Here is a 19,786-nt window from a genome sequence, read left to right as displayed (position 1 = left end):
GTCACCGATGTTCTCGGTTCGTTCAACGTGCTGAAAGCACAAAAGGACCCGGGGGCCACATTGCCCGGATCCTCTCGCCAGCAGAATAGCCCACCCGCCCTTTCGCGGCCGAGGCTCTTCCGCTTCGTCTTCTGTGGTTCCTGCCACCCTCCTGCCACGTTTCCGCCCTGCGTATGCACCGGTTTCACCGGTTCGGGGGCGCGGGCGGCGGGGGTGCCCGCCCGGCCGGGCGCACACCCGGCGCGTCGGGGCACGCCGGGGGCGGCGGCGGGAGGGGCCATCATGGAGGCCGACGGTAGAGAGCCGACGATAGGAGCTGCAGTGGCAACCGGAACCATCCGCTACTGGGCGGCGGCCAAGGCCGCGGCCGGGACTGCGGAGGAGCCGTACTCGGCGCGGACACTCGCCGAGGCGCTCGACGGCGTGCGGGAACGCCACCCCGGGGAGCTGACCCGGGTCCTGCTGCGCTGCTCCTTCCTCGTGAACGAAGAACCTGTGGGCAAGCGCCCGCACGATTGCGTACCGCTGACCGAGGGAGGCACCGTAGAGGTGCTCCCGCCGTTCGCGGGCGGGTGAGCGGGAGCCGATGAGCACGCCTGAGGAACAGCAGCGCCGGCAGTACGCGCAGCAGCAGCACCAAGCACAGCAGTCACAGCAGGAGCAGCCGCCGCAGCAGCAGGATCCGTACGGAACCCAGACCTGGCAGGCCGACACCTGGGACACCGGGTACCAGCCGGTGCACCCGCCGCTGGGAGCGGTGCCGGGGCAGGCCGCCGCACCCGAGGGCTGGTTCCGGGACGAGGGCCAGGTGCAGGACCAGGGCCAGGGCCAGGTGCAGGGTCAGGCCGACGCCTACCCGTCGTACCAGGGTCAGGTCCAGGGCCAGGCGGGGGGGCCGGCCTGGGGTGCGCCGCTCGCGCAGGGTCCGGGCACAGGCCAGGAGCCGCAGGCGCTGGCTCCGGAGGGCTGGTTCCGGGACGAGGCCCCGGCCCACGCGCCGGCCCCGGCCCACGCGCCGGCCCCGGCCCACGCGCCGGCCCCGGCCCAGGACTGGTCGCAGGGCGGCCAGGGCGGTGCGGGTGCGGGTGGGCCCGCGTCCGCTGCCGAGACCGCGTACCTGCCCCCGTACCCGGGTCCCGGGCAGGAGCAGGGGGCCGCCGCCGAGCAGACCGCCTACCTGCCGCCCTACCCCGGCCCCGAGCAGCAGGCCGTGGCTCCGGACAGCTGGTTCCGGGACGAGGCCCTGGCTCCGGCCGCGCCCGCCCCGGTGCAGGACTGGTCGCAGGAGGCCGGGACGGCCGTCTCGGCCGCCGAGACGGCGTACCTGCCGCCGTACCCGGGTCCCGGGCAGGAGCAGGGCTCCGCCGCCGAGCAGACCGCCTACCTCCCGCCGCAGGCCGCCGCCGACCCGGCCCCGGCTGCGGCTGCGGCTCCGGCTCCGGACGCGGCTCCGGCCGGGAGCGCCGCCGAGGCACCGCCGGCCGCCGCCGACTGGTCCCCGCCCACCGTCGGCGGGAACACCCTGCGCGCCGTGGATCCGGCCCAGGCCCGTGCCGAGGGCCGGTCGCCGATCATCGACCCCGGCCCGCAGTCGGCCATCCTGACCGCCGCGCTCGGTCTGCTGCTCTCGCTGGCCGCCGTCCTCGGACAGTTCGCCCTGCTCCTGCCGCTGATCGTTCTCCAGGGGCTCACCGCGGCCGGCTGGTTCCGCCTCAACGGCATGTGGCCGGCCCGGCAGGGCATCGCCCTCGCCTTCGCCGGAGCGCTGGTCGCGGACGCGGCCGTGCTCGCGGTGGCGGACGCGTACGGGGCCGGTGCGATCGTCGGCACCCTCGGCGCCTGGGTACTGCTCACGCTCGTCCTCCAGCTGCGCAGCCACGCGGACCCCGACGAGCGGATGTACGGGCTGATGGCCTCGGTGGCCTCGGCCGCCCTCGCCATCATCTGCGCCGGCTACCTGGCCGCCGACACCGCCGCCGTCACGGTCGGCGCCGCCGCCGTCGCGGTCGCCGTCTTCGTCCGCGCGCTGCCGCTCCCGACCGCGCCCTCGGTCGGCGTCTCGCTGGCCTCGGCCGCCGGCGCGGGCATCGCGGTCGGCGGGCTCACCTCCGTCGGGGTGGGCGGGGCGCTGCTCGGCCTGGCCGCCGGGGTGTGCGCGCTGGTCGGGCTGCGCGTGGCGGCGTACGACTATCCGTCGAAGTTCGTGCACATGACGGCCGGTGTCGCGATGCCGCTCGCGGCCGCCGCTCCCGCCGTCTACCTGATCGGGCGGGTGGTGGGCTGATACCCGTCCGACGCGGAGCATGGTCAACTAGAACGCACGTACCGATTAGTAGGGGGGAGGGCGCGTGCGGTTCCTGCGTGTCGTTGTGATCGTCGGAGTGGTGCTGGCGGCCCTGTTCGCCGGGGTGGACCGGTGGGCCGTCGGCTATGCCGAGAACCGGCTGGCCGAGCGGATACAGGCCCGGCAGGGGCTGGCCGGCAGCGCCGAGGTGGAGATCCACGGGTTCCCCTTCCTCACCCAGGCGCTCAGCCACGATCTGGACCGGGTCGACCTCGCCCTCCGGGGCGTCGAGGTCATGGCGGACGGCCGCAAGACGCGGCTCGCCGAGCTCGACGCCAGCTTCCGCGGCGTGAAGCTGAACGGTGACTACAGCGGCGGTACGGCCGAGCGGGCCACCGGCAGCGCGCTCATCACCTACGCCGACCTGACCGCGGCCTCGCAGACCGGCGCGACCCTCTCCTACGGCGGTGCGCCGGGGAAGGTGAAGGTCACCGCGTCGGTGGACATCCTCGGCCGGACCCTGTCGCGCAGTGTGATCTCGACGATCACGCTCGTGGACGCGCCGGACTCCAAGGGCGGGAAGATCGTCCGGGTGCACGCCGAGGAGGTGCCGGGCGAGGGCGTGCCCGGCCTGGAGCGCCAGGTGCGCAAGCGGACCGACTTCGACCGCGACCTCGGAACCGGCCTTCCCGCCGGGCTCCAGCTCTCGGCGCTGACCTCGGACGAGGCCGGTGTGCACCTCACCCTGGGCGGCTCGAACGTGGTGATGGCCGGATCGTGAGACAGAGCGGTCCGATCCGCAGAAGGACGGGCCGCGCACAGGGGTCGGAGGGGCGCCGGGGCGCCCGGCACCGGCCATCGCATCCCAGTATCCGGACGATCCTGTCTCGGAATATGACACACCGGTGACAGGGCGGCTGATTCGTCCCTACGATCCATGGCTATGAAGCATCAGCAGGCGGACCTCACGAAGCGACGGGCAGTAGACCTGTGTCGCGTCGCCGCCATGCTCTGTCGATCCATGTGACGTGTGAGCGCAACCGCTCCATCAGCCGGACGACGGCCCCACCGGCCCTTCCCCGCGTGACCGCACCTGCCTCCTGACCCCTGACGCCTCCCCGCGCAGGAGACCGAGCGCACCCGCAGGCACGCAGCACAGCGCAACCCGCACCGCCCCGCCGCACACTGCCCCGGAGGAGAACACCATGAGCCGCAGCGACGTCCTCGTAGACGCCGACTGGGTCGAGGCCCACCTGAACGACGCCGACGTCGTCATCGTCGAGGTGGACGAGGACACGTCCGCCTACGACAAGAACCACATCACCAACGCCGTCCGGATCGACTGGAAGAGCGACCTCCAGGACCCGGTCCGCCGCGACTTCGTGGACCAGGAGGGCTTCGAGAAGCTCCTCTCCGCCAAGGGCATCTCCAACGACGACACCGTCGTCCTCTACGGCGGCAACAACAACTGGTTCGCCTCCTACGCCTACTGGTACTTCAAGCTCTACGGCCACCAGGACGTCAAGCTCCTCGACGGCGGCCGCAAGAAGTGGGAGCTCGACTCCCGCGACCTGGTCGACGGCAAGGACGTCCCCAACCGCCCGGCCACCCAGTACAAGGCCAAGGCCCAGGACACCTCGATCCGCGCCTTCCGCGACGACGTCGTGGCCGCGATCGGCTCCCTGAACCTGGTCGACGTCCGCTCCCCCGACGAGTTCTCGGGCAAGCTGCTCGCCCCGGCGCACCTTCCGCAGGAGCAGTCGCAGCGCCCCGGCCACGTGCCGAGCGCCCGCAACATCCCGTGGTCGAAGAACGCCAACGACGACGGCACCTTCAAGTCGGACGACGAGCTCAAGGCCCTCTACGAGGCCGAGCAGGTCGATCTGGCGAAGGACACCATCGCCTACTGCCGCATCGGTGAGCGCTCCGCGCTCACGTGGTTCGTGCTGCACGAGCTCCTGGGCCAGGAGAACGTCAAGAACTACGACGGCTCGTGGACCGAGTACGGCTCGCTGGTCGGCGTGCCGATCGAGCTCGGCCCCAACAAGTAATCCCGGGCACGCGACGCCCTCGTAGTACGCCTCGTAGCACGACCCCTCCAGGACAGGACAGAGAACATGTGTGGAGCACAGATCGGCGGGCCCGACCTCGCGACCCTCAAGCCCGGTGAGACCGCGATCCAGGGCCAGGTGACCAAGGACGGCGAGCCCGTCAGCGGTTACGTGCGGCTGCTGGACTCGACCGGCGAGTTCACCGCCGAGGTCCCGACCTCGGCCACCGGCCAGTTCCGCTTCTACGCCGCCACCGGCTCCTGGACGCTGCGCGCGCTCGTCCCGGGTGCCCAGGCGGACCGTGCCGTCGTGGTCGCCGAGGCCGGCGGCGTGACGGACGTGGCGATCGCGGTCTGAGCACCGCGCATGTGATCGCCTGATCGAACGGCCGAAGGGCCGCACCCCCGGGGGTTGGACGCCACTGGAACGGGGTGCGGCCCTTCGTGCCGTGCGTGCGCGGTTCTACGCTGGAGGCATGTACGCCCGGCGCCGGCGCGCCTATTTCCTGCTGATGGGCGGATGCCTCGTCCTCTTCGTCTCCGCCTGGGCCTTCGTGCGCCTGTGGTCGGTCGAGGCGGCCGTGGCCATGTGCGTCGTCGCCATGGTGATCCCGCCGGTCGCCGCGATGATCGCGAACCGGCGAGGCCCGGACGACCGCTGGTGGGACGACCCCTCGGGCGATCCCACGTCCGACGAGTGGTGGGACGAACTGGACGGAAAGCGGCGACGCGAGGACTGAGCCCGGCGAGATGGGGCGCGGGATCGAGCGCGAGACGAGACCGTGATCTTCCCTCGTACAACTGCTCCCCTCCGCTGCGGGTCTTGGGGTACGCGCGGGTAACCAGCCCGCGCTTCCGGTTTTGTGGGGGACCCCGTTGGAACACGAACAGACCATCCCTGAGCAGCGGAAAGGGGAGGAAAGTGCATCGGAAGCGGGCGCTTCGGCCCCCCGCCGCCGGACGGGCCGCACGATCCTCCTGATCGCGGGCGCGGCCGTGCTCGGCATCCTCGCGGGCACGGTCGCCGGGTACGCGGTCCAGTACGACCGCGACCCCACCCCGCTGCCGCCGCTGGGCCGGCAGGAGATGGACGGGCCGAAGCCGGCCGCCATGAACGACGCGACGAGCCGGCGCTCGATCAACGCCAACCGCTGGCACAAGGCCGACGAGGAGCTGGCCAAGAAGCTGGTGGACGTCCCCGGCGGCGCCCAGGACAGCTTCTCGGGCGCCGTCTCCGCGGACGCGTTCGCCGCCTCCTGGTACCTGGAGCCCTCCGACGCGGTCGGCGGGCTCGTCAGGGACGGCATCAAGAGCGTCGCCACCGCGAGTTGGGCCGAGAACGACCGGAACTTCATCGAGGTCAACCTGCTCCAGTACCGCGACCGCAGCGGAGCCGAGGGCTTCCAGTCGGAAATGATCGGCTACATGCCCGAGAAGGACTACGCCGGGAACGCGGGCAAGGACTTCCCGGGCGTGCCTGCGGACTTCGGGCACCTGTGGGTCGACTCCAAGGCGCACGAGAAGCCCGGCTACCACCCGGTCCGGCAGGCGCGGGCCCTGATCCGCCGCGGCGACATCGTGATGGTCGTCGAGTACACGAACAACCGCGGCGAGGTCGACGAGAAGGCCCTGGTCGAGATCGCCAAGCGACAGATGGAGCGGCTGTGAGCGAGCAGCAGAACCCGACCGGGCCCGAGGCGGCCCCCGTACCCGCCCCCGTACCCGCTCCCGCCTCCGCCCCGGCGGCCGAGGTCGCCGACCGGCCCGCGACCGCCACGCCTGAGGCTGTGCCCGCGCGCAGGGCGAACCGCAGGACGCTCGCGCTGGTCTCGGCGGCCGTCGGCGTCGTCGTACTCGCGGGCGGCGGTGTCGCCGCCGCGGCCGCGCTCGCGGACGCCGACCGGACCGCGCCGACGCGGTACTGGGTGGCCGAGGACCACACGACCGGCGGCACGCCGGCCCCGGTCCCGTCCGTGCCGCCCAACGAGCTGACGGGCAAGCTGATGCCGCTGCCCGCCGACTACTGGCCGGGCCCGGACCTCGACACCGAGGGCAACCACTGGTTCCTCGCCGGTGACAAGGCCTTGGAGGGCTTCAAGGGTGCCCGGACGGGCCTCTCCAGCAGCGAGCGGGCCGAACGGGACAAGGCGCTGGCGGACCTGAAGCTCAAGGGCATGGCCGGGCGCAGCTACGCCCGCGGCGAGGGCCGCGGCGCCGCCGTCGCCGAGGTCCGGCTCACGCAGGCCGACCCGCAACAGCTGGCCGCGTTCGCCGAGTTCACCAAGAAGTTCATCGAGTTCACCGCCGGCGGCGGCGAGGCGCCCCAGGTGGAGGGCTACCCGCAGGCGAAGTGCGGTCTCGACGACTCGCTCAAGGGCGGGAAGGACGGCAAGGAGAAGATCGTCGCCGTCGACTGCGTGGCCGTCGAAGGCGACGTCCTCGTGACCTTCCGCATGTACGGGAGCAAGGGATTCGCGGCGAAGGACGCCGCGAGCCTCTTCAAGCAGCAACTCGACCACCTCAAGTCCCCCGGAGAGTCCGCGTGAGCAGCGAGCAGACCACCACCGGCCCCGAGGCCGAGCCCGAGGCGGTGCCGGCGCCCGCGCCGGAGGCCGAGCCCGAGGCGGCGCCGGCGGCCGAAGAGGTGCCGGCGCCCGTCGTCGGGGCCGAGACCGAGCCGGCTGCCGAGCCGGCACCCGCTCCGGCGCCCGCTCCGGCACCCGCCCCGGCGCCCGTCGGCGAGGCGGCCACCGAAGCCCTGCCGCAGGACGTCGCCGGGGCCGGCCCCTGGGCCGCCCCGACGGCCCCGGCCAGGAACCGTCGCCGGCTCTTCACCGCCCTGCGCTGGACCGCCGCCGTCGCCTTCTTCGCCGCCGCCGGTGCGGGCACCGCGTACGGGATCACGGCGATGGAGCGCACCGACGTCCCCGGCCTGTCCACCGACGGCGACGGACGCTGGACGTACCCGGAGCTCTCCCGGCCGGCGCTGCCCGCGGGCGCCCCCCTGCCGGATGGCCCGGACAACAAGGACGGCACGCACTACGCGCCGCTCGCCGGCCTGCTCCTGCCCGCCCCCCAGGGCGCCAAGGCGGACGAGGCGGTCAAGTCGGACAAGGACGGGGCGGTCTCGGCCGACTCCTTCCTGGAGGAGTACGCGCCCGAGGCCCGCGAGAAGCTCAAGGCCTCCCTGGAATGGGACGGACTGCGGCAGATCGCCGGCCGGGGCTGGACCACGCCGGACGGCACGCGTACGCACGTCTACCTGCTGCGCTTCCACTCGTCGGGCTTCGTCGACGCCTTCAAGGGCTGCGACGTCAACGCCCAGCTGAACGGCGTCTCGGCCCTGGACCTGGACGACCTGTGGAGCAAGGCCAAGAACACGCAGATGAACAGCACCGCGCTGGACTTCCCCGGGGCCGCCAACTTCGACGGCACCGACCTGAGCGTGTACCAGGAGGTCAAGCCCGTCCTCGGCGAGGAGCAGACCAAGATCGGCTGCCTCCGGACGGGTGACGTCCTCGGCATGGTCGTCCAGACCCGCAAGGGCGAGGTGGCCCCCGTCCCCTTCCACCAGACGGTGATCCTGCAGAGCCAGCTGCTGAGCTGACCGCCGGGCGACCGGCGGCCCGACCGGCCGCCGACCGGCGGGCGGGCGCCGTACGGCCCACCTCACACCGTGCGCCGGTCCCCGGGCCAGTAGGCTTGGGGACCGGCCCCGTACAGCCCCGAAACGATTCCGAGGAGCACCCCGTGCTTGAGGCAGTCTTCACCTCCCTGCTGGTCCTGGTCTGCGTCGGCGTCATGGCCTTCACCGGCCTGGCCGTCAAGAAGCTGTACCAGGGTCAGCGCTGAGCAGCGGCTCAGCTGACCGCCCCGGAACCCCTCCCACAGATCGCCTGAGCAGCCATTCATGATCCAGATCCCGTCCGACCTGAACCCGGGCCTCGTCCCCCTCGCCTTCCTCCTCGGCACCTGGGAGGGTGCGGGAGTCTTCGACTTCCCCGGTGAGGAGAAGTGCAACTTCGGCCAGGAAGTCGTCTTCAGCCACGACGGCCGGGACTTCCTGCAGTACACCTCCCACACCTGGGTCCTCGACGCCGAGGGCAACAAGGTGCGGCCGCTGGAGTCCGAGGCCGGCTACTGGCGCATCGACAAGGACCGCAAGGTCGAGATCGTCATGGTCCGCGACCAGGGCGTCGTCGAGGTCTGGTACGGCGAGCTGGCCGACCAGAAGCCCCAGATCGACCTGGCCACCGACGCCGTCGCCCGCACCGCGGCCTCCGGACCGTACAGCGGCGGCAAGCGGCTCTACGGCTACGTCAAGAGCGACCTGATGTGGGTCGGCGAGAAGGCCACCCCCGACGTCGAGCTGCGCCCGTACATGTCGGCCCAGCTCAAGAAGGTCGTCACGCCGGAGGAGGTCGCCGAGATGGCGCGCAACCTCCCGGACATGCCGGACGACGGCATCGCCTTCTTCCGCTGAGCGGAAACCTCCACAGGCTGTGCGTGAAAGGGGACCGCGGGCTCGACCGCGGTCCCCTTCGCACACATACACTGACCGGGTGGTGAGCACCGAGAGCACCGAAGGAACCCCGGGCACCGACTGGAAGGCCGACCTGCGCAAGCGCGGCTACCGGCTGACCCCGCAGCGCCAGCTCGTACTGGAAGCCGTCGACGCGCTGGAGCACGCCACGCCGGACGAGATCCTCGCGGAGGTGCGCAAGACGGCCTCGGGGGTCAACATCTCCACCGTCTACCGGACGCTGGAGCTCCTGGAGGAGCTCGGCCTGGTCTCGCACGCCCACCTCGGGCACGGAGCCCCCACCTACCACCTGGCCGACCGGCACCACCACATCCACCTGGTCTGCCGCGACTGCGCCGACGTCATCGAGGCGGACGTCGACATCGCCGCCGAGTTCACCGCGAAGCTCCGCACGACCTTCGGCTTCGAGACCGACATGAAGCACTTCGCGATCTTCGGGCTGTGCCGGAAGTGCGCCGCGAAGCAGCGTGCCGCGTCCGCCTGACCGGGTCGTAGGCTTGGTCGCATGACCAGCAGCCCCTTGCTCCATCTTCCCGGCGCCGTCCCCGCCGAAGGCCGCGACGAGGGCGTCGCCGCCCACTACGGCGAGCTGTACGGCGAACAGCGCGCGCTCGCGGACGGCCGCGGCTTCGTCGACCTCTCGCACCGCGGGGTCGTCTCCGTCACCGGACCGGAGCGGCTGAGCTGGCTGCACCTGCTGATCACCCAGCACGTCACCGAGCTCCCGGCGGGTCAGGCCACCGAGGCGCTGATCCTCTCCGCCAACGGCCACATCGAGCACGCGCTGTACCTCGTCGACGACGGCGAGACGACGTGGGCGCACGTGGAACCCGGCACCCAGGGCGATCTGATCGCCTACCTGGAGTCGATGAAGTTCTTCTACCGCGTGGAAGTCGCCGACCGCACCGAGGAGTTCGCGGTCGTGCACCTGCCGGCCGGCTCGATCGCCGAGGTCGGCAAGGAGCGCGTCGTCCGCGAGACCGCCCACGGCCGCGACGTCTTCCTGCCCCGCACCGAGCTGGAGGCCTTCGCCGCGGCGCACCGCCCGGCCGCCGGCCTGCTCGCCTACGAGGCGCTGCGCGTCGAGGGGCACCGGCCGCGGGTCGGCCTGGAGACCGACCACCGCACCATCCCGCACGAGCTGGGCTGGATCGGCACCGCCGTGCACCTGCAGAAGGGCTGCTACCGCGGCCAGGAGACGGTCGCCCGCGTCCACAACCTCGGCAAGCCCCCGCGCCGCCTGGTCTTCCTGCACCTGGACGGCTCGGAGGTGGTCCTCCCGGCCCACGGCGCCCCGGTCCGGCTCGCCGCGGACGGCGAGGAGGGCCGCCAGCTGGGCTTCGTGACCACCGCCGTCCGCCACCACGAGCTGGGCCCGATCGCGCTCGCGCTCGTCAAGCGGAACGTCCCGGTGGACGCGCCGCTGCTGGTCGGCGGCACGGCCGCCGCCCAGGAGGTCGTCGTGGCGCCCTGACGCCCGGGACCCCGGCCGGGACGGCTGGTGCTGCGACCGTAGAGGTTCACCGGGTCACGGCGCCCGGTACGGCACCTCGCCGCGTTGTCGGACCACGCACGTACGGCCGGTACGAGCCGTGGCCCTCCGCCCTGCGACGCACCGCACCGAACACCGCGCCCCGGCAACCTTTCCGGCCACGGCACTAGGGTCTGTATCGAGTTGCGCCGCGGGGCAACTCGATACAGGCCCTAGACGTCGACGACGATGGTGAACGGGCCGTGGTTGGTCAGCGACACCCGCATGTCCGCCCCGAAGCGGCCCGTCGCCACCGTCGCTCCCAGCGCGCGCAGCTGCGACACGACCTCGTCCACCAGCGGCTCGGCGACCGGGCCGGGCGCCGCCGCGTTCCAGGTGGGGCGCCGCCCCTTGCGGGCGTCGCCGTAGAGCGTGAACTGGGAGATCACCAGCAGCGGCGCCCCGTTGTCGCTACAGGACTTCTCGCCCTCCAGGATCCGCACGGACCACAGCTTGCGGGCCAGGACCGCCGCCTTCTCCGGCGTGTCGTCGTGGGTCACCCCCACCAGCACGCACAGTCCCTCGCCGACGATCTCGCCCACGGTCTCGCCGTCCACGACGACGCTCGCGCCGTCCACCCTCTGCACCACAGCTCGCATACCACCTGTGTACCAGCCGTGCACCCGTCCGGGGCCGATCGGGTGGAGTGGGACTGCACCGGGGCCACGGAGAGTGGCACGATGCACGCAGGCGGTGCGGGTGCGCCGCACCGGTCGAGGGGACGGACTCGTTCGTATGAATACTTCTGGTACCTCCGTACCTGCGTCACCCGCTTCCGTCGCAGCTGCCGCGGTACGACCGCCCGCGCAGCGCACGGCCGAGACGCAGGAGCAGGAGCTCGGGCCGGGGGCGGGGCCGGCGGCCCCGGCCACCGCGCTCGGGCTGCCCGAGCTGCGGGCGCTGCGCCGCGACGCCCAGCGCGACGAGGCCGACCTGAGCTACGTGCGCAGACTGCTGCAAGGCCGCATCGACATCCTGCGGGCGGAACTGGCCCGCCGGACCGACCCCGAGGCGCCGGTGGTGGACCGGCTCTCGGTGATCCTCGCCGACGCGCCCTCCAGCCGCAGCGCCTCCGCCCGGCACGTCACGCTCGGCACCCCGCACAGCGAGGAGTACCGGGTGCTGGCGGCGGAGATGCTCGCCGACGTCGAACTGTCGGACCTTCAGGCCCGCACGGACGGCGAACTGCACGAGGGGATGGGACGGCTGGTCCGCTACGAGCAGCAGGTCTCGCGGCGCCGCCAGCAGCTCCAGCGCACGGTCGACGAGTGCAGTGCGGAGATCACCCGGCGCTACCGGGAGGGAGAAGCGCAGGTGGACGACCTGCTGGCGTAGGGAAATTCGGACGACCCACGCCGGTCGGGCGATTAGCGTGGGCCGCTATGAGTGCTGACGTCCGGCCGATCGCCGAATCCGAACTCCGCGACTGGGTGCGCGCCGTACACACCGGTTTCCTGGTCAGTCCTCCGGTGACCGAGGCCGACATCGCGCAACGCGCCAAGTACAGCGACTTCTCCCGGATGCAGGGTGCGTTCGACCCCGACAGCGGCCGCTGCGTGGCGACACTGCGGTCCTTCCCGCAGGAGTTGACCGTTCCCGGCGGGGCTGCCGTCCACGCCACCGCCGTTTCGAACGTGGCCGTGCTGCCCACCCACCGCCGTCAGGGCCTGTTGACCCGGATGATGGCCGCCGAGTTCGCCGCCGCCGAGGCGCGCGGCGACGCGCTGGCGACGCTGATCGCCGCCGAGTACCCGATCTACGGGCGGTTCGGCTTCGGGCCCGCGACCTCCCTCGTGGAGTGGGAGATCGACGTACCGCGCAGCGGGCTGGACCGGAGGCTGCCGGCGCCCGTCGACGGCGGCCGCATCGACCTGGTGGACGTGGAGGAGCTGCGGCGGGTGGGGCCGGGGCTGCACGAGCGGCTGCGGGCGCGCACGCCCGGCGCCGTGAGCCGGGACGAGCGCTGGTGGAGCCTGGCGACCGGCCTGGAGGCGTGGTCGTACCGCCCGTACAAGGACAACTTCCACGCCGTGTACCGGACGGCTGACGGGGAGGTGGCCGGCCTCGCCGTGTACAACGCCGACGAGCACTGGACGGACGCGAAGCTTCCGCAGAACACCGTGCAGGTCAAGGACCTGCTGGCGGTCACCCCGCAGGCGGAGCGGGCGCTGTGGCGGTTCCTGTGCTCGATCGACTGGGTGGTGAAGGTCCGCACCGGCTACCGGGCCCCCGACGACCTCGCCCCGCAGGTGCTGCCCGACCCGCGGTCGGCGCGGGTGGTCACCAGCTCGGACTTCCTGTGGGTGCGGATCCTCGACGTCGTACGGGCACTGGGGGCGCGGACGTACGAGGTGCCCGGGGTGCTCGTGCTGGAGGTCGCCGACGACAACGGTCCCGCGGCGGGCCGCTACCGGCTGGACGCCGGCACCGGCGCGTGTGAGCGGACCGAGGAGGCGGCGGACCTGCGCCTCGGCGTGGCCGAACTGGGCTCCCTGTACCTGGGCGGCGCCTCGGCGGTGCGGCTGGCCGCGCTGGGCCGGGTGGTGCAGGAGCGGCCCGGAGCGGCCGCTCTGGCCGACGCGGTGTTCCGTACCGCGCGCAGCCCGTGGTGCCCTGACATCTTCTGACGGAGGACTGAGTTCGTTGAGTTCGTTCAATTCGTTGACATCGCTTGTGGAGTCCCTGCGCGCGGCCGGCTGCGTCTTCGCGGAGGAGGAGGCGGAGCTGCTGAGCGGCGCCGCCCGGGACGACGCACACCTGGCGGACCTGCTGGCCCGCCGGGTGGGCGGTGAGCCGCTCGAACACGTCGTGGGCTGGGCGGAGTTCTGCGGGCTGCGCGTGCGGGTGGGCGCGGGCGCCTTCGTACCGCGCAGGCGTACCGAGTTCCTGGTGGAGGAGGCGGTGGCGCTGACCCGTCCGGGCGCGGTCGTGCTGGACCTGTGCTGCGGGGTCGGGGCGCTGGGCGCGGCGGTGGCGGCGCAGTGCCCGGGCGGGGTGGAGCTGCACGTGGCCGACATCGACCCGGTGGCGCTGGCGTACGCGCGGCGCAACGTGGCCCCGTACGGCGGCCGGGTGTGGGAGGGCGACCTGTACGCGGCCCTCCCGGACGGGCTGCGGGGGCGGGTGGACGTGCTGGTGGTCAACGCCCCGTATGTGCCCACGGAGGAGATCGGCCTGATGCCGTCGGAGGCGCGCGACCACGAGCCGCTGGTCTCGCTGGACGGCGGGGCGGACGGGCTGGACGTCCACCGCCGGGTCGCGGCGGGCGCCCTGCCCTGGCTGGCCCCGGGCGGCCGGCTGCTGATCGAGACGAGCGCGCGGCAGGCCCCGTCGACGGCCTCGGCGCTGACCTCCGCGGGCCTCGCGGTCCGCGCGGTCACCTCGGAGGAGCTGCACGCGACGGTGGTGATCGGCACGTCCTGAGCCCGGGCCGGCGGCGCACCCCGCCGGTGACGGTGGGAGATGTTGCAAGCATCTGCTTGCAAAAGTTAGCGGCGTGGGGCAGGATCTGCGGCATGGCATCGCTCAACGTCGGACATCTCGGCGAATACCTCCGTGAGCAACGGCGGCAGGCGCAGCTCTCGCTGCGGCAGCTGGCCGACGCCGCAGGGGTGTCGAATCCGTACCTGAGCCAGATCGAGCGCGGGCTGCGCAAGCCGAGCGCGGACATCCTGCAGCAGCTGGCCAAGGCGCTGCGGATCTCCGCGGAGACGCTGTACGTGCAGGCCGGGATCCTCGACGAGCGGGACCGCGACGAGGTGGAGACGCGAGCCGCCATACTCGCCGACCCGTCCATCAACGAGCGGCAGAAGCAGGTACTGCTCCAGATCTACGAGTCGTTCCGCAAGGAGAACGCGCTCGACGAGCCCGCCGTTCCCGAGGTTCCCGCCGTCCCCGCCGTCCTCGCTGACGAGATGCCGCCGAAGACCGACTGAAGTTGATCCGGGAGGACCAGCACATGGCCATCGCCGATGACCTGAAGAAGACCCTCACCGACCCCACTCCCCTCTACTTCGCCGCCGGCACCGCCGATCTCGCCGTCCAGCAGGCGAAGAAGGTTCCGGAGCTCATCGAGCAGCTGCGCGCCGAGGCCCCCGCGCGCATCGAGGCCGTGAAGAACACGGACCCCAAGGCCGTACAGGACGCGGTCACCGCCAAGGTCGCCGAGGTGCTCGGCGCGATCGACCCGAAGAAGATCGGGGAGAGCGCCCAGGACCTGGCGCTGCGCGGTGTCGGCGTGGCCGCCGAGTACGCGGTGCGTGCCAAGGAGACCTACGACAAGGTCGCCGAGCACGGTGAGCAGGCCGTACGGGCCTGGCGCGGCGAGGTCTCCGAGGAGATCGTCGACATCGCCGTCGTCGTGGAGCCGCGGCCCGAGTCGAAGCCCGACGCGAAGGCCGAGCCGGCCGCGGAGGCGGCGGCCGACGCCGACGAGCAGCCCGCCGCCAAGAAGCCCGCGCGCAGGACCACGGCCAAGAAGGCCGCCGTCTCGGCGGACGACGCGAGCTGAGCCTACGCCCGCAGGGCCCGTGCCCCCGGGGGGCGGGCCCGCATGGGCGACCGCGGGCCGGGCACCCTTCAAGGGCCCGGCCCGTTGTGGTGGATGGCGGGGCGTGTGCCGGTAGCGTGGAGTGAGGCGGCACCGGAAGTGCCGAGTGCGAGCAGGAGAAGGCGGTCGAAGCGATGTTGATGGACGGGTTCGATCGAGGGGTGATCCCGCTTCTCGGGCTCGCCATGCTGGCGCTCGCCGTGGTGGCCTTCGTGCTCGCGCTGGTGGCGCGGGACGACGCCTACCGGGCGGCCGACAAGCAGAGCAAGACCTTCTGGCTGGTCATCCTCGGCATCACCGTGGTCGTGGACGCCTTCCTGGGGATGCTCTTCCTGCAGATCGCGGGCCTGGTCGCGACCATCGTGTTCCTCGTGGACGTACGGCCGGCCCTCAAGCAGGTCTCCGGTGGCGGACGTCGCAGCGGTGGCAGCAGCAGCGACGGCCCGTACGGCCCCTACAACGGCGGACGGTAGCCGCCCGGGCCGGGGCCCGGCGGGGTCAGCCCTCGGAGCGGGAGAGCAGGACCACCGCGACGTCGTCGGTGAGCTCGCCGCCGTTGAGGCGGCGGGCTTCGGTGACGGACGCCTCCAGCAGCCCCTCGCCGCTCAGGCCCTCGTCCAGGTGGCGGTTGATCATGTCGACCATGCCGTCCTGGCCCAGGCGTTCCCTGCCCTCGCCGATCCGCCCCTCGATCAGGCCGTCGGTGTAGAGCATCAGGCTCCAGGTGCCGCCGAGCTCGACCTGCCGGCGCGGCCAGCGGGCCCGGGGCAGCAGTCCGAGGGCCGGGCCGCTGTTCTCGTACGGCAGGAGCTGCGCACGGCGGCCCGGCCGGGAGATCAGCGGCGCCGGATGGCCGGCCAGGCACAGGCCCGCGCGGCGGCCGTCGGGGGCGATGTCGACGGTGCACAGCGTCGCGAAGATCTCCTCGCACGGCCGCTCCACCTCCAGCACCTCCTGCAGGGTGGCCAGCAGGTCGTCGCCGCACAGGCCCGCCAGGGTCAGCGCGCGCCAGGCGATGCGGAGCTCGACGCCGAGGGCGGCCTCGTCGGGGCCGTGGCCGCACACATCGCCGATCATGGCGTGGACGGTGCCGTCGGGGGTGCGGACGGCGTCGTAGAAGTCGCCGCCCAGGAGGGCCCGGCTGCGGCCGGGGCGGTAGCGGGCCGCGAAGCGCAGATCCGAACCCTCCAGGAGGGGGGTGGGGAGCAATCCGCGCTCCAGGCGGGCGTTCTCCTGAGCGCGCAGTTTCGATTCTGCAAGCTTGTACTGGGCGATGTCGGCGCGTTTTCTCTCCACGGCGTAGCGGATGGCGCGGCTCAGCAGCCGGCCGTCCAGCTCGTCGCGGAAGAGGAAGTCCTGGGCGCCGACGCGGACGGCCTCGGCGGCGCGCTCGGCGTCGTCCTCGTCGGTGAGCACGAGGACGGCATGGCGGGGGGCCAGGCGCAGCACCTGGTGCAGGACGGCGAGCTGCGGGTCGGCGGTGGCGGTGACCGGCGCCGGCGCGGGCGCGGGTGCGGCGGCCACGGCGGCCGGCACACGGGCGCCGGGCAGCGACAGGTCGAGCAGGATGCAGTGCACGTCGGGGGTGAGCAGCCGCTCGGCCTCGGTGAGGTTGCGGGCGGTACGGAGCCGGATGCGGTGGCCGTCGGTGTCGAGGATCTCGGGGACGGTGAGCCCGCCGGCGGGGTCGTCCTCGATGACCAGGAGGGTCAGGGCGGTGGTCTGAGGGGTCGCCTGTGCGGCGCCGGCACCTGTGGAGGCAGGCGGTGCGGCGGTGTGCAGAACGGCCTGACCGCTCTCCGTGGCAGGGGTCTCCCTCTGCCGCGGTACGGGTACGGGCATCGTTTCCGGTTCCTTCCCTCCCCCCGAGGGTGCGCTCGTCCGGCAGACCCTAGCGGTCCCTGCCCCGCAAACGGAATGCCGTTCTTGGCGCGGGCCTCCGTCATATGCCGTCATCACGGGGGAAAATCGGCCTCACTGGATGACAAAGGTCACGGCGGGGCCGCGTTTCCGTCCCGTCCAACGAGACGTTGCCCACGTCTACGGGGTTGCCTCCGGCTGCGGCCGGCTGCGGCCCGGCTGCGCCCGGCTGCGGCCCGGTGGCCGCGCCTCAATCGCCGGCGGGGCTTGGGGGTGGTGCCCCCGGGCCGGGAGCGTTTTGGGTGGGGTGGTGCCCCTCCGGGGGCTCTCCTCGGCTCGGCGCGTTCTGCACTTCTCGGCCCTACCCGGTGGTTGCGCCTCGGCCTGCGGGGAGCCCCCGGAGTGTCCCCACCCCACGGCCCGGACGCCGGGCGGGGCGGCCGGGGTGGGGGTGTGGGGACGGTGGGGGGTGTCCCCGCAGGACGAGCGCGCACCACCGGGTATGGCCGAGAGGTGCGGCACCGCGCGAGCCGAGGAGACACCCCCGGCGGCCCCGCACCCCCACCCCCCACAACCGACCCCGATCAGGGGCACCAGACCCAGCCCCGCCGGCGATTGAGGCGCAGCCACCGGCCCGCAGCCGGAGGGCAGGGGCAGCGCCCGGCCAGGGCAAGGGTCAGGCGTCCGGGCGGACCACCGCCTTGATCGGCATGGAGCCCGCTCCGGCCAGCGTCACATCGCGCCCGGGCCGCGGCGCGTGCACCATCGCACCGTCCCCCACGTACATGCCGACATGGCTCGCGTCGTCGAAGTAGATGATCAGGTCCCCGGGCCGCATGTCCTTGAGCGCCACCTTCGGCAGCAGCCGCAGCTGCTCCTGCGAGGTGCGCGGGATGCCGCGCCCCGCCGCGCGCCAGGCCTGCGAGGTCAGCCCGGAGCAGTCGAAGGAGTCCGGGCCCACCGCGCCCCACTTGTACGGCTTGCCCATCTGGGCGGTGGCGAACTGCACGGCCCGCTTGCCGGCGTCGGTCGCCTTGCCGTTGACGTCCTTCATCGCGCCCGTGGACAGCCATGCCGTCTGCGCCCGGTACTGGGCTTCCTGCTCCAGCTGGATCAGCCGGGCCTTCTCCTCGGCCTCCAGCTTGCTCTCCAGCTCCTCCGCCGCCTTGATCTTCTCCTCGATCTGCTTCTTGGACTCCTCCTGCTTGACCCGGTTCGCCTCCAGCTTCTTCCAGCGCTCGCTCGCCTCCTCCGCGTAGCGCTGCAAGTCGGTCTGGGTGCGGTCCAGTTCGGACAGGAGGTCCGAGGCGGCCTTCTCGCCCTGCCGCAACCGGCCCGCCCCGTCCAGGAACTGGTTCGGGTCGTCGCTCAACGCCAGCCGCGCGCCCGGCGGCAGGCCGCCCGCGCGGTACTGTGCGCGGGCCGCGGCGCCCGCGCGGTTCTTGAGCGTGGCGATCCGCTCCTTGCCCGCGACGACCAGGTTGGCGATCTCGACGATCTTGTCCGACTGGGCCTTGGTCTCGGCCTCGGCGAGGTTGTAGGCGTCCGTGGCGGAGCCCGCCTGCCTGTACAGCTCGTCGATGTCCTTGCGGACCTGCTCCAGGGACTTGCCGCCCGGCCCCGGCAGGGGAGCGGCCGGAGCCCCCGGTGCGGCCGGAGCCCCCGGTGCGGCCGGAGCCCCCGGTGCGGCCGGAGCCGCGTATGCCGTGCCCGTCGCCAGGTCCGGCGCCGCCAGCACCGCCATCGCGCACAGCAGCACGAGCGTGCTTGCGCCTCGCCGTCGCCTTACCGACCCCATGGTCCCCCCAGGCACCCGAGCCAGACCTGGACTCAGATCTGACTATTCATCAGTAACTTCGCACTGCCATCGGGATGGTGCCACGAGTCGATGAATTCCGACACCCTTGTGGATACCGTTTCGATCTTGTCTGCCCCAACGGACCCCGAGCCCTGCCCCTCACGGATCAACGGGGCACCCGCGCCCCCGGTTCCCCGCCGCACCGCATTCACCCCACCGGGCGCAACGCCTCCCAGCGCAGCGTCAGTTCCCCCTGCCGCCACCGCCCCGGACCGTCCGCCAGCGGCCAGTCCGCGGACAGCGCCCGCGCCGTCCGGATCCAGCGCTGCCGCGCCCCGTACGAGGCGTACGGCGCCGCCGCGGCCCAGGCCCGGTCGAAGTCCCGCAGGAACGCGTAAACCGGCTCACCCGGCACGTTCCGGTGGATCAGTGCCTTCGGCAGCCGCTCCGCGAGGTCCGAGGGGCGCTCCAGGGAGCCGAGCCGGGTCGCGAACGTCACCGTGCGCGGCCCCTCCGGCCCCAGCGCCACCCACACGTGCCGCCGTCCGATCTCGTCGCAGGTCCCCTCCACCAGCAGGCCGCCCGGCGCCAGCCGCGCGCACAGCCGTGCCCAGACCTCGGCGACCTGCTCCTCGTCGTACTGGCGCAGTACGTTCGCCGCGCGGATCAGCATCGCCCGCTCCCCGCCGTCCAGCGGGACCTCGAAGCCGCCGTGCCGGAAGCTCAGCCCCTCCCGCTCGTACGGCTTCGCCCCGGCCACCCGGGCCGGCTCGATCTCGATGCCGACCACCCGCACCCGCGGCGCCGCGTCGCGCAGCCGCGCCAGCAGCTCGACCGCCGTCCACGGCGCGGCCCCGTAGCCGAGGTCCACCGCCACCGCGTCCCCCGCACGGCGCAGCGCCGCCCCGTGGGCGGCCGCGATCCAGCGGTCCATCCGGCGCAGCCGGTTCGGGTTCGTCGTCCCGCGCGTCACCGAACCCACAGGACGGCCGGGGGCGCGGCTGGGTGACGGGGTACTGCGGGAGGCCATGAGCCGAGGGTAAGCGGAGCGCCCCCGCGCGGTGAAAACCGCCCGCACGCCCGCAAAAGCCCGCCGCGCCCCAAGAAAGCACCAAGAAACAGGGGGGAGGCGCAGGAAAACCGGGCACCCCGGAATGCGGGGGACGGCCAT

General features: G+C 72.9%; 23 protein-coding genes. 19 read left to right on the top strand and 4 right to left on the bottom strand.

The window, feature by feature from the left end:
* Window positions 1–321 precede the first annotated feature (321 nt).
* The 13 genes from BSL84_RS15355 (at window position 322) to BSL84_RS15300 (ending at window position 10,351) form a co-directional block, all read left to right on the top strand.
* Entirely contained in the window at window positions 322–576 is a 255-nt protein-coding gene (locus BSL84_RS15355; protein ID WP_030030863.1) for a MoaD/ThiS family protein, read from the top strand.
* 10 nt (window positions 577–586) lie between these two features.
* On the top strand, window positions 587–2,284 hold the full coding sequence (locus BSL84_RS15350; protein ID WP_324616530.1) for a hypothetical protein: 1,698 nt from the start codon (window positions 587–589) through the stop codon (window positions 2,282–2,284).
* A gap of 64 nt (window positions 2,285–2,348) precedes the next feature.
* Window positions 2,349–3,065, top strand: a complete 717-nt coding sequence (locus BSL84_RS15345; RefSeq protein WP_030030425.1) for a DUF2993 domain-containing protein — start codon at window positions 2,349–2,351, stop codon at window positions 3,063–3,065.
* A gap of 156 nt (window positions 3,066–3,221) precedes the next feature.
* Window positions 3,222–3,311: an Ms5788A family Cys-rich leader peptide gene (locus tag BSL84_RS37770; protein ID WP_350875872.1), complete on the top strand. Its 90-nt coding sequence runs from the start codon at window positions 3,222–3,224 to the stop codon at window positions 3,309–3,311.
* Between the two features lie 178 nt (window positions 3,312–3,489).
* On the top strand, window positions 3,490–4,335 hold the full coding sequence (locus tag BSL84_RS15340; RefSeq protein ID WP_030030424.1) for a sulfurtransferase: 846 nt from the start codon (window positions 3,490–3,492) through the stop codon (window positions 4,333–4,335).
* A 66-nt stretch (window positions 4,336–4,401) separates the two neighbouring features.
* Window positions 4,402–4,692 (top strand): DUF1416 domain-containing protein, encoded by a 291-nt coding sequence (locus BSL84_RS15335; RefSeq protein WP_030030422.1) that lies wholly within the window; start codon window positions 4,402–4,404, stop codon window positions 4,690–4,692.
* 118 nt (window positions 4,693–4,810) lie between these two features.
* Complete coding sequence (locus tag BSL84_RS15330) at window positions 4,811–5,074, top strand: DUF3099 domain-containing protein (RefSeq protein WP_030030421.1); 264 nt, start codon at window positions 4,811–4,813, stop codon at window positions 5,072–5,074.
* A 256-nt stretch (window positions 5,075–5,330) separates the two neighbouring features.
* Window positions 5,331–6,002 (top strand): hypothetical protein, encoded by a 672-nt coding sequence (locus BSL84_RS15325; RefSeq protein WP_234308585.1) that lies wholly within the window; start codon window positions 5,331–5,333, stop codon window positions 6,000–6,002.
* On the top strand, window positions 5,999–6,880 hold the full coding sequence (locus BSL84_RS15320; protein WP_107069738.1) for a hypothetical protein: 882 nt from the start codon (window positions 5,999–6,001) through the stop codon (window positions 6,878–6,880). The genes BSL84_RS15325 and BSL84_RS15320 overlap by 4 nt, the downstream gene beginning before the upstream one ends.
* Window positions 6,877–7,941, top strand: a complete 1,065-nt coding sequence (locus tag BSL84_RS15315) for a hypothetical protein (protein WP_079273206.1) — start codon at window positions 6,877–6,879, stop codon at window positions 7,939–7,941. The genes BSL84_RS15320 and BSL84_RS15315 overlap by 4 nt, the downstream gene beginning before the upstream one ends.
* 303 nt (window positions 7,942–8,244) lie before the next feature.
* On the top strand, window positions 8,245–8,817 hold the full coding sequence (locus BSL84_RS15310; RefSeq protein WP_030032160.1) for an FABP family protein: 573 nt from the start codon (window positions 8,245–8,247) through the stop codon (window positions 8,815–8,817).
* 79 nt (window positions 8,818–8,896) lie between these two features.
* Window positions 8,897–9,361, top strand: coding sequence for a Fur family transcriptional regulator (locus BSL84_RS15305; protein WP_420711231.1), 465 nt, complete (start codon window positions 8,897–8,899; stop codon window positions 9,359–9,361).
* 21 nt (window positions 9,362–9,382) lie between these two features.
* On the top strand, window positions 9,383–10,351 hold the full coding sequence (locus tag BSL84_RS15300; RefSeq protein WP_075970546.1) for a YgfZ/GcvT domain-containing protein: 969 nt from the start codon (window positions 9,383–9,385) through the stop codon (window positions 10,349–10,351).
* A 230-nt stretch (window positions 10,352–10,581) separates the two neighbouring features.
* Here BSL84_RS15300 and dtd read toward each other — a convergent pair whose 3' ends face one another.
* Window positions 10,582–11,007, bottom strand: coding sequence for a D-aminoacyl-tRNA deacylase (gene dtd, locus BSL84_RS15295; RefSeq protein WP_030031665.1), 426 nt, complete (start codon window positions 11,005–11,007; stop codon window positions 10,582–10,584).
* A gap of 136 nt (window positions 11,008–11,143) precedes the next feature.
* On the opposite strand from dtd, the gene BSL84_RS15290 reads away from it, so the two are divergent.
* From BSL84_RS15290 to BSL84_RS15265, 6 genes are all read left to right on the top strand, one after another.
* Complete coding sequence (locus tag BSL84_RS15290) at window positions 11,144–11,743, top strand: hypothetical protein (RefSeq protein WP_030031666.1); 600 nt, start codon at window positions 11,144–11,146, stop codon at window positions 11,741–11,743.
* 47 nt (window positions 11,744–11,790) lie between these two features.
* Window positions 11,791–13,035: a GNAT family N-acetyltransferase gene (locus tag BSL84_RS15285; protein WP_045324128.1), complete on the top strand. Its 1,245-nt coding sequence runs from the start codon at window positions 11,791–11,793 to the stop codon at window positions 13,033–13,035.
* 34 nt (window positions 13,036–13,069) lie between these two features.
* Entirely contained in the window at window positions 13,070–13,831 is a 762-nt protein-coding gene (locus BSL84_RS15280) for a putative protein N(5)-glutamine methyltransferase (RefSeq protein WP_234308587.1), read from the top strand.
* Window positions 13,832–13,923: 92 nt separating this feature from the next.
* Window positions 13,924–14,343 (top strand): helix-turn-helix domain-containing protein, encoded by a 420-nt coding sequence (locus BSL84_RS15275; RefSeq protein ID WP_045324130.1) that lies wholly within the window; start codon window positions 13,924–13,926, stop codon window positions 14,341–14,343.
* 23 nt (window positions 14,344–14,366) lie between these two features.
* A complete protein-coding gene (locus tag BSL84_RS15270; RefSeq protein ID WP_075972105.1) occupies window positions 14,367–14,918 on the top strand; it encodes a hypothetical protein in 552 nt (183 codons plus the stop codon).
* Between the two features lie 173 nt (window positions 14,919–15,091).
* A complete protein-coding gene (locus BSL84_RS15265; RefSeq protein WP_030037423.1) occupies window positions 15,092–15,430 on the top strand; it encodes a DUF2516 family protein in 339 nt (112 codons plus the stop codon).
* Between the two features lie 25 nt (window positions 15,431–15,455).
* Here BSL84_RS15265 and BSL84_RS15260 read toward each other — a convergent pair whose 3' ends face one another.
* From BSL84_RS15260 to BSL84_RS15250, 3 genes are all read right to left on the bottom strand, one after another.
* The gene (locus BSL84_RS15260; protein ID WP_199838726.1) at window positions 15,456–16,913 is read right to left on the bottom strand and encodes a fused response regulator/phosphatase; all 1,458 of its coding nucleotides are present in this window, start codon (window positions 16,911–16,913) and stop codon (window positions 15,456–15,458) included.
* A 580-nt stretch (window positions 16,914–17,493) separates the two neighbouring features.
* Entirely contained in the window at window positions 17,494–18,615 is a 1,122-nt protein-coding gene (locus BSL84_RS15255) for a C40 family peptidase (RefSeq protein WP_075970544.1), read from the bottom strand.
* Between the two features lie 208 nt (window positions 18,616–18,823).
* A complete protein-coding gene (locus tag BSL84_RS15250) occupies window positions 18,824–19,645 on the bottom strand; it encodes a class I SAM-dependent methyltransferase (protein WP_199838725.1) in 822 nt (273 codons plus the stop codon).
* Window positions 19,646–19,786 lie beyond the last annotated feature (141 nt).

Source organism: Streptomyces sp. TN58 (genome assembly GCF_001941845.1).
Taxonomy (GTDB): domain Bacteria; phylum Actinomycetota; class Actinomycetes; order Streptomycetales; family Streptomycetaceae; genus Streptomyces.
This window is presented reverse-complemented; position numbering and strand designations above follow the sequence as displayed.

Coding starts and splice junctions, on each gene's coding strand:
- BSL84_RS15270 (WP_075972105.1), top strand. CDS start 14,367: ATGGCCATCGCCGATGACCTGAAGAAGACCCTCACCGACCCCACTCCC.
- BSL84_RS15275 (WP_045324130.1), top strand. CDS start 13,924: ATGGCATCGCTCAACGTCGGACATCTCGGCGAATACCTCCGTGAGCAA.
- BSL84_RS15260 (WP_199838726.1), bottom strand. CDS start 16,913: ATGACGGCATATGACGGAGGCCCGCGCCAAGAACGGCATTCCGTTTGC.
- dtd (WP_030031665.1), bottom strand. CDS start 11,007: ATGCGAGCTGTGGTGCAGAGGGTGGACGGCGCGAGCGTCGTCGTGGAC.
- BSL84_RS15310 (WP_030032160.1), top strand. CDS start 8,245: ATGATCCAGATCCCGTCCGACCTGAACCCGGGCCTCGTCCCCCTCGCC.
- BSL84_RS15335 (WP_030030422.1), top strand. CDS start 4,402: ATGTGTGGAGCACAGATCGGCGGGCCCGACCTCGCGACCCTCAAGCCC.
- BSL84_RS15350 (WP_324616530.1), top strand. CDS start 587: ATGAGCACGCCTGAGGAACAGCAGCGCCGGCAGTACGCGCAGCAGCAG.
- BSL84_RS15340 (WP_030030424.1), top strand. CDS start 3,490: ATGAGCCGCAGCGACGTCCTCGTAGACGCCGACTGGGTCGAGGCCCAC.
- BSL84_RS15250 (WP_199838725.1), bottom strand. CDS start 19,645: ATGGCCTCCCGCAGTACCCCGTCACCCAGCCGCGCCCCCGGCCGTCCT.
- BSL84_RS15300 (WP_075970546.1), top strand. CDS start 9,383: ATGACCAGCAGCCCCTTGCTCCATCTTCCCGGCGCCGTCCCCGCCGAA.
- BSL84_RS37770 (WP_350875872.1), top strand. CDS start 3,222: ATGGCTATGAAGCATCAGCAGGCGGACCTCACGAAGCGACGGGCAGTA.
- BSL84_RS15330 (WP_030030421.1), top strand. CDS start 4,811: ATGTACGCCCGGCGCCGGCGCGCCTATTTCCTGCTGATGGGCGGATGC.
- BSL84_RS15285 (WP_045324128.1), top strand. CDS start 11,791: ATGAGTGCTGACGTCCGGCCGATCGCCGAATCCGAACTCCGCGACTGG.
- BSL84_RS15255 (WP_075970544.1), bottom strand. CDS start 18,615: ATGGGGTCGGTAAGGCGACGGCGAGGCGCAAGCACGCTCGTGCTGCTG.
- BSL84_RS15290 (WP_030031666.1), top strand. CDS start 11,144: ATGAATACTTCTGGTACCTCCGTACCTGCGTCACCCGCTTCCGTCGCA.
- BSL84_RS15265 (WP_030037423.1), top strand. CDS start 15,092: ATGTTGATGGACGGGTTCGATCGAGGGGTGATCCCGCTTCTCGGGCTC.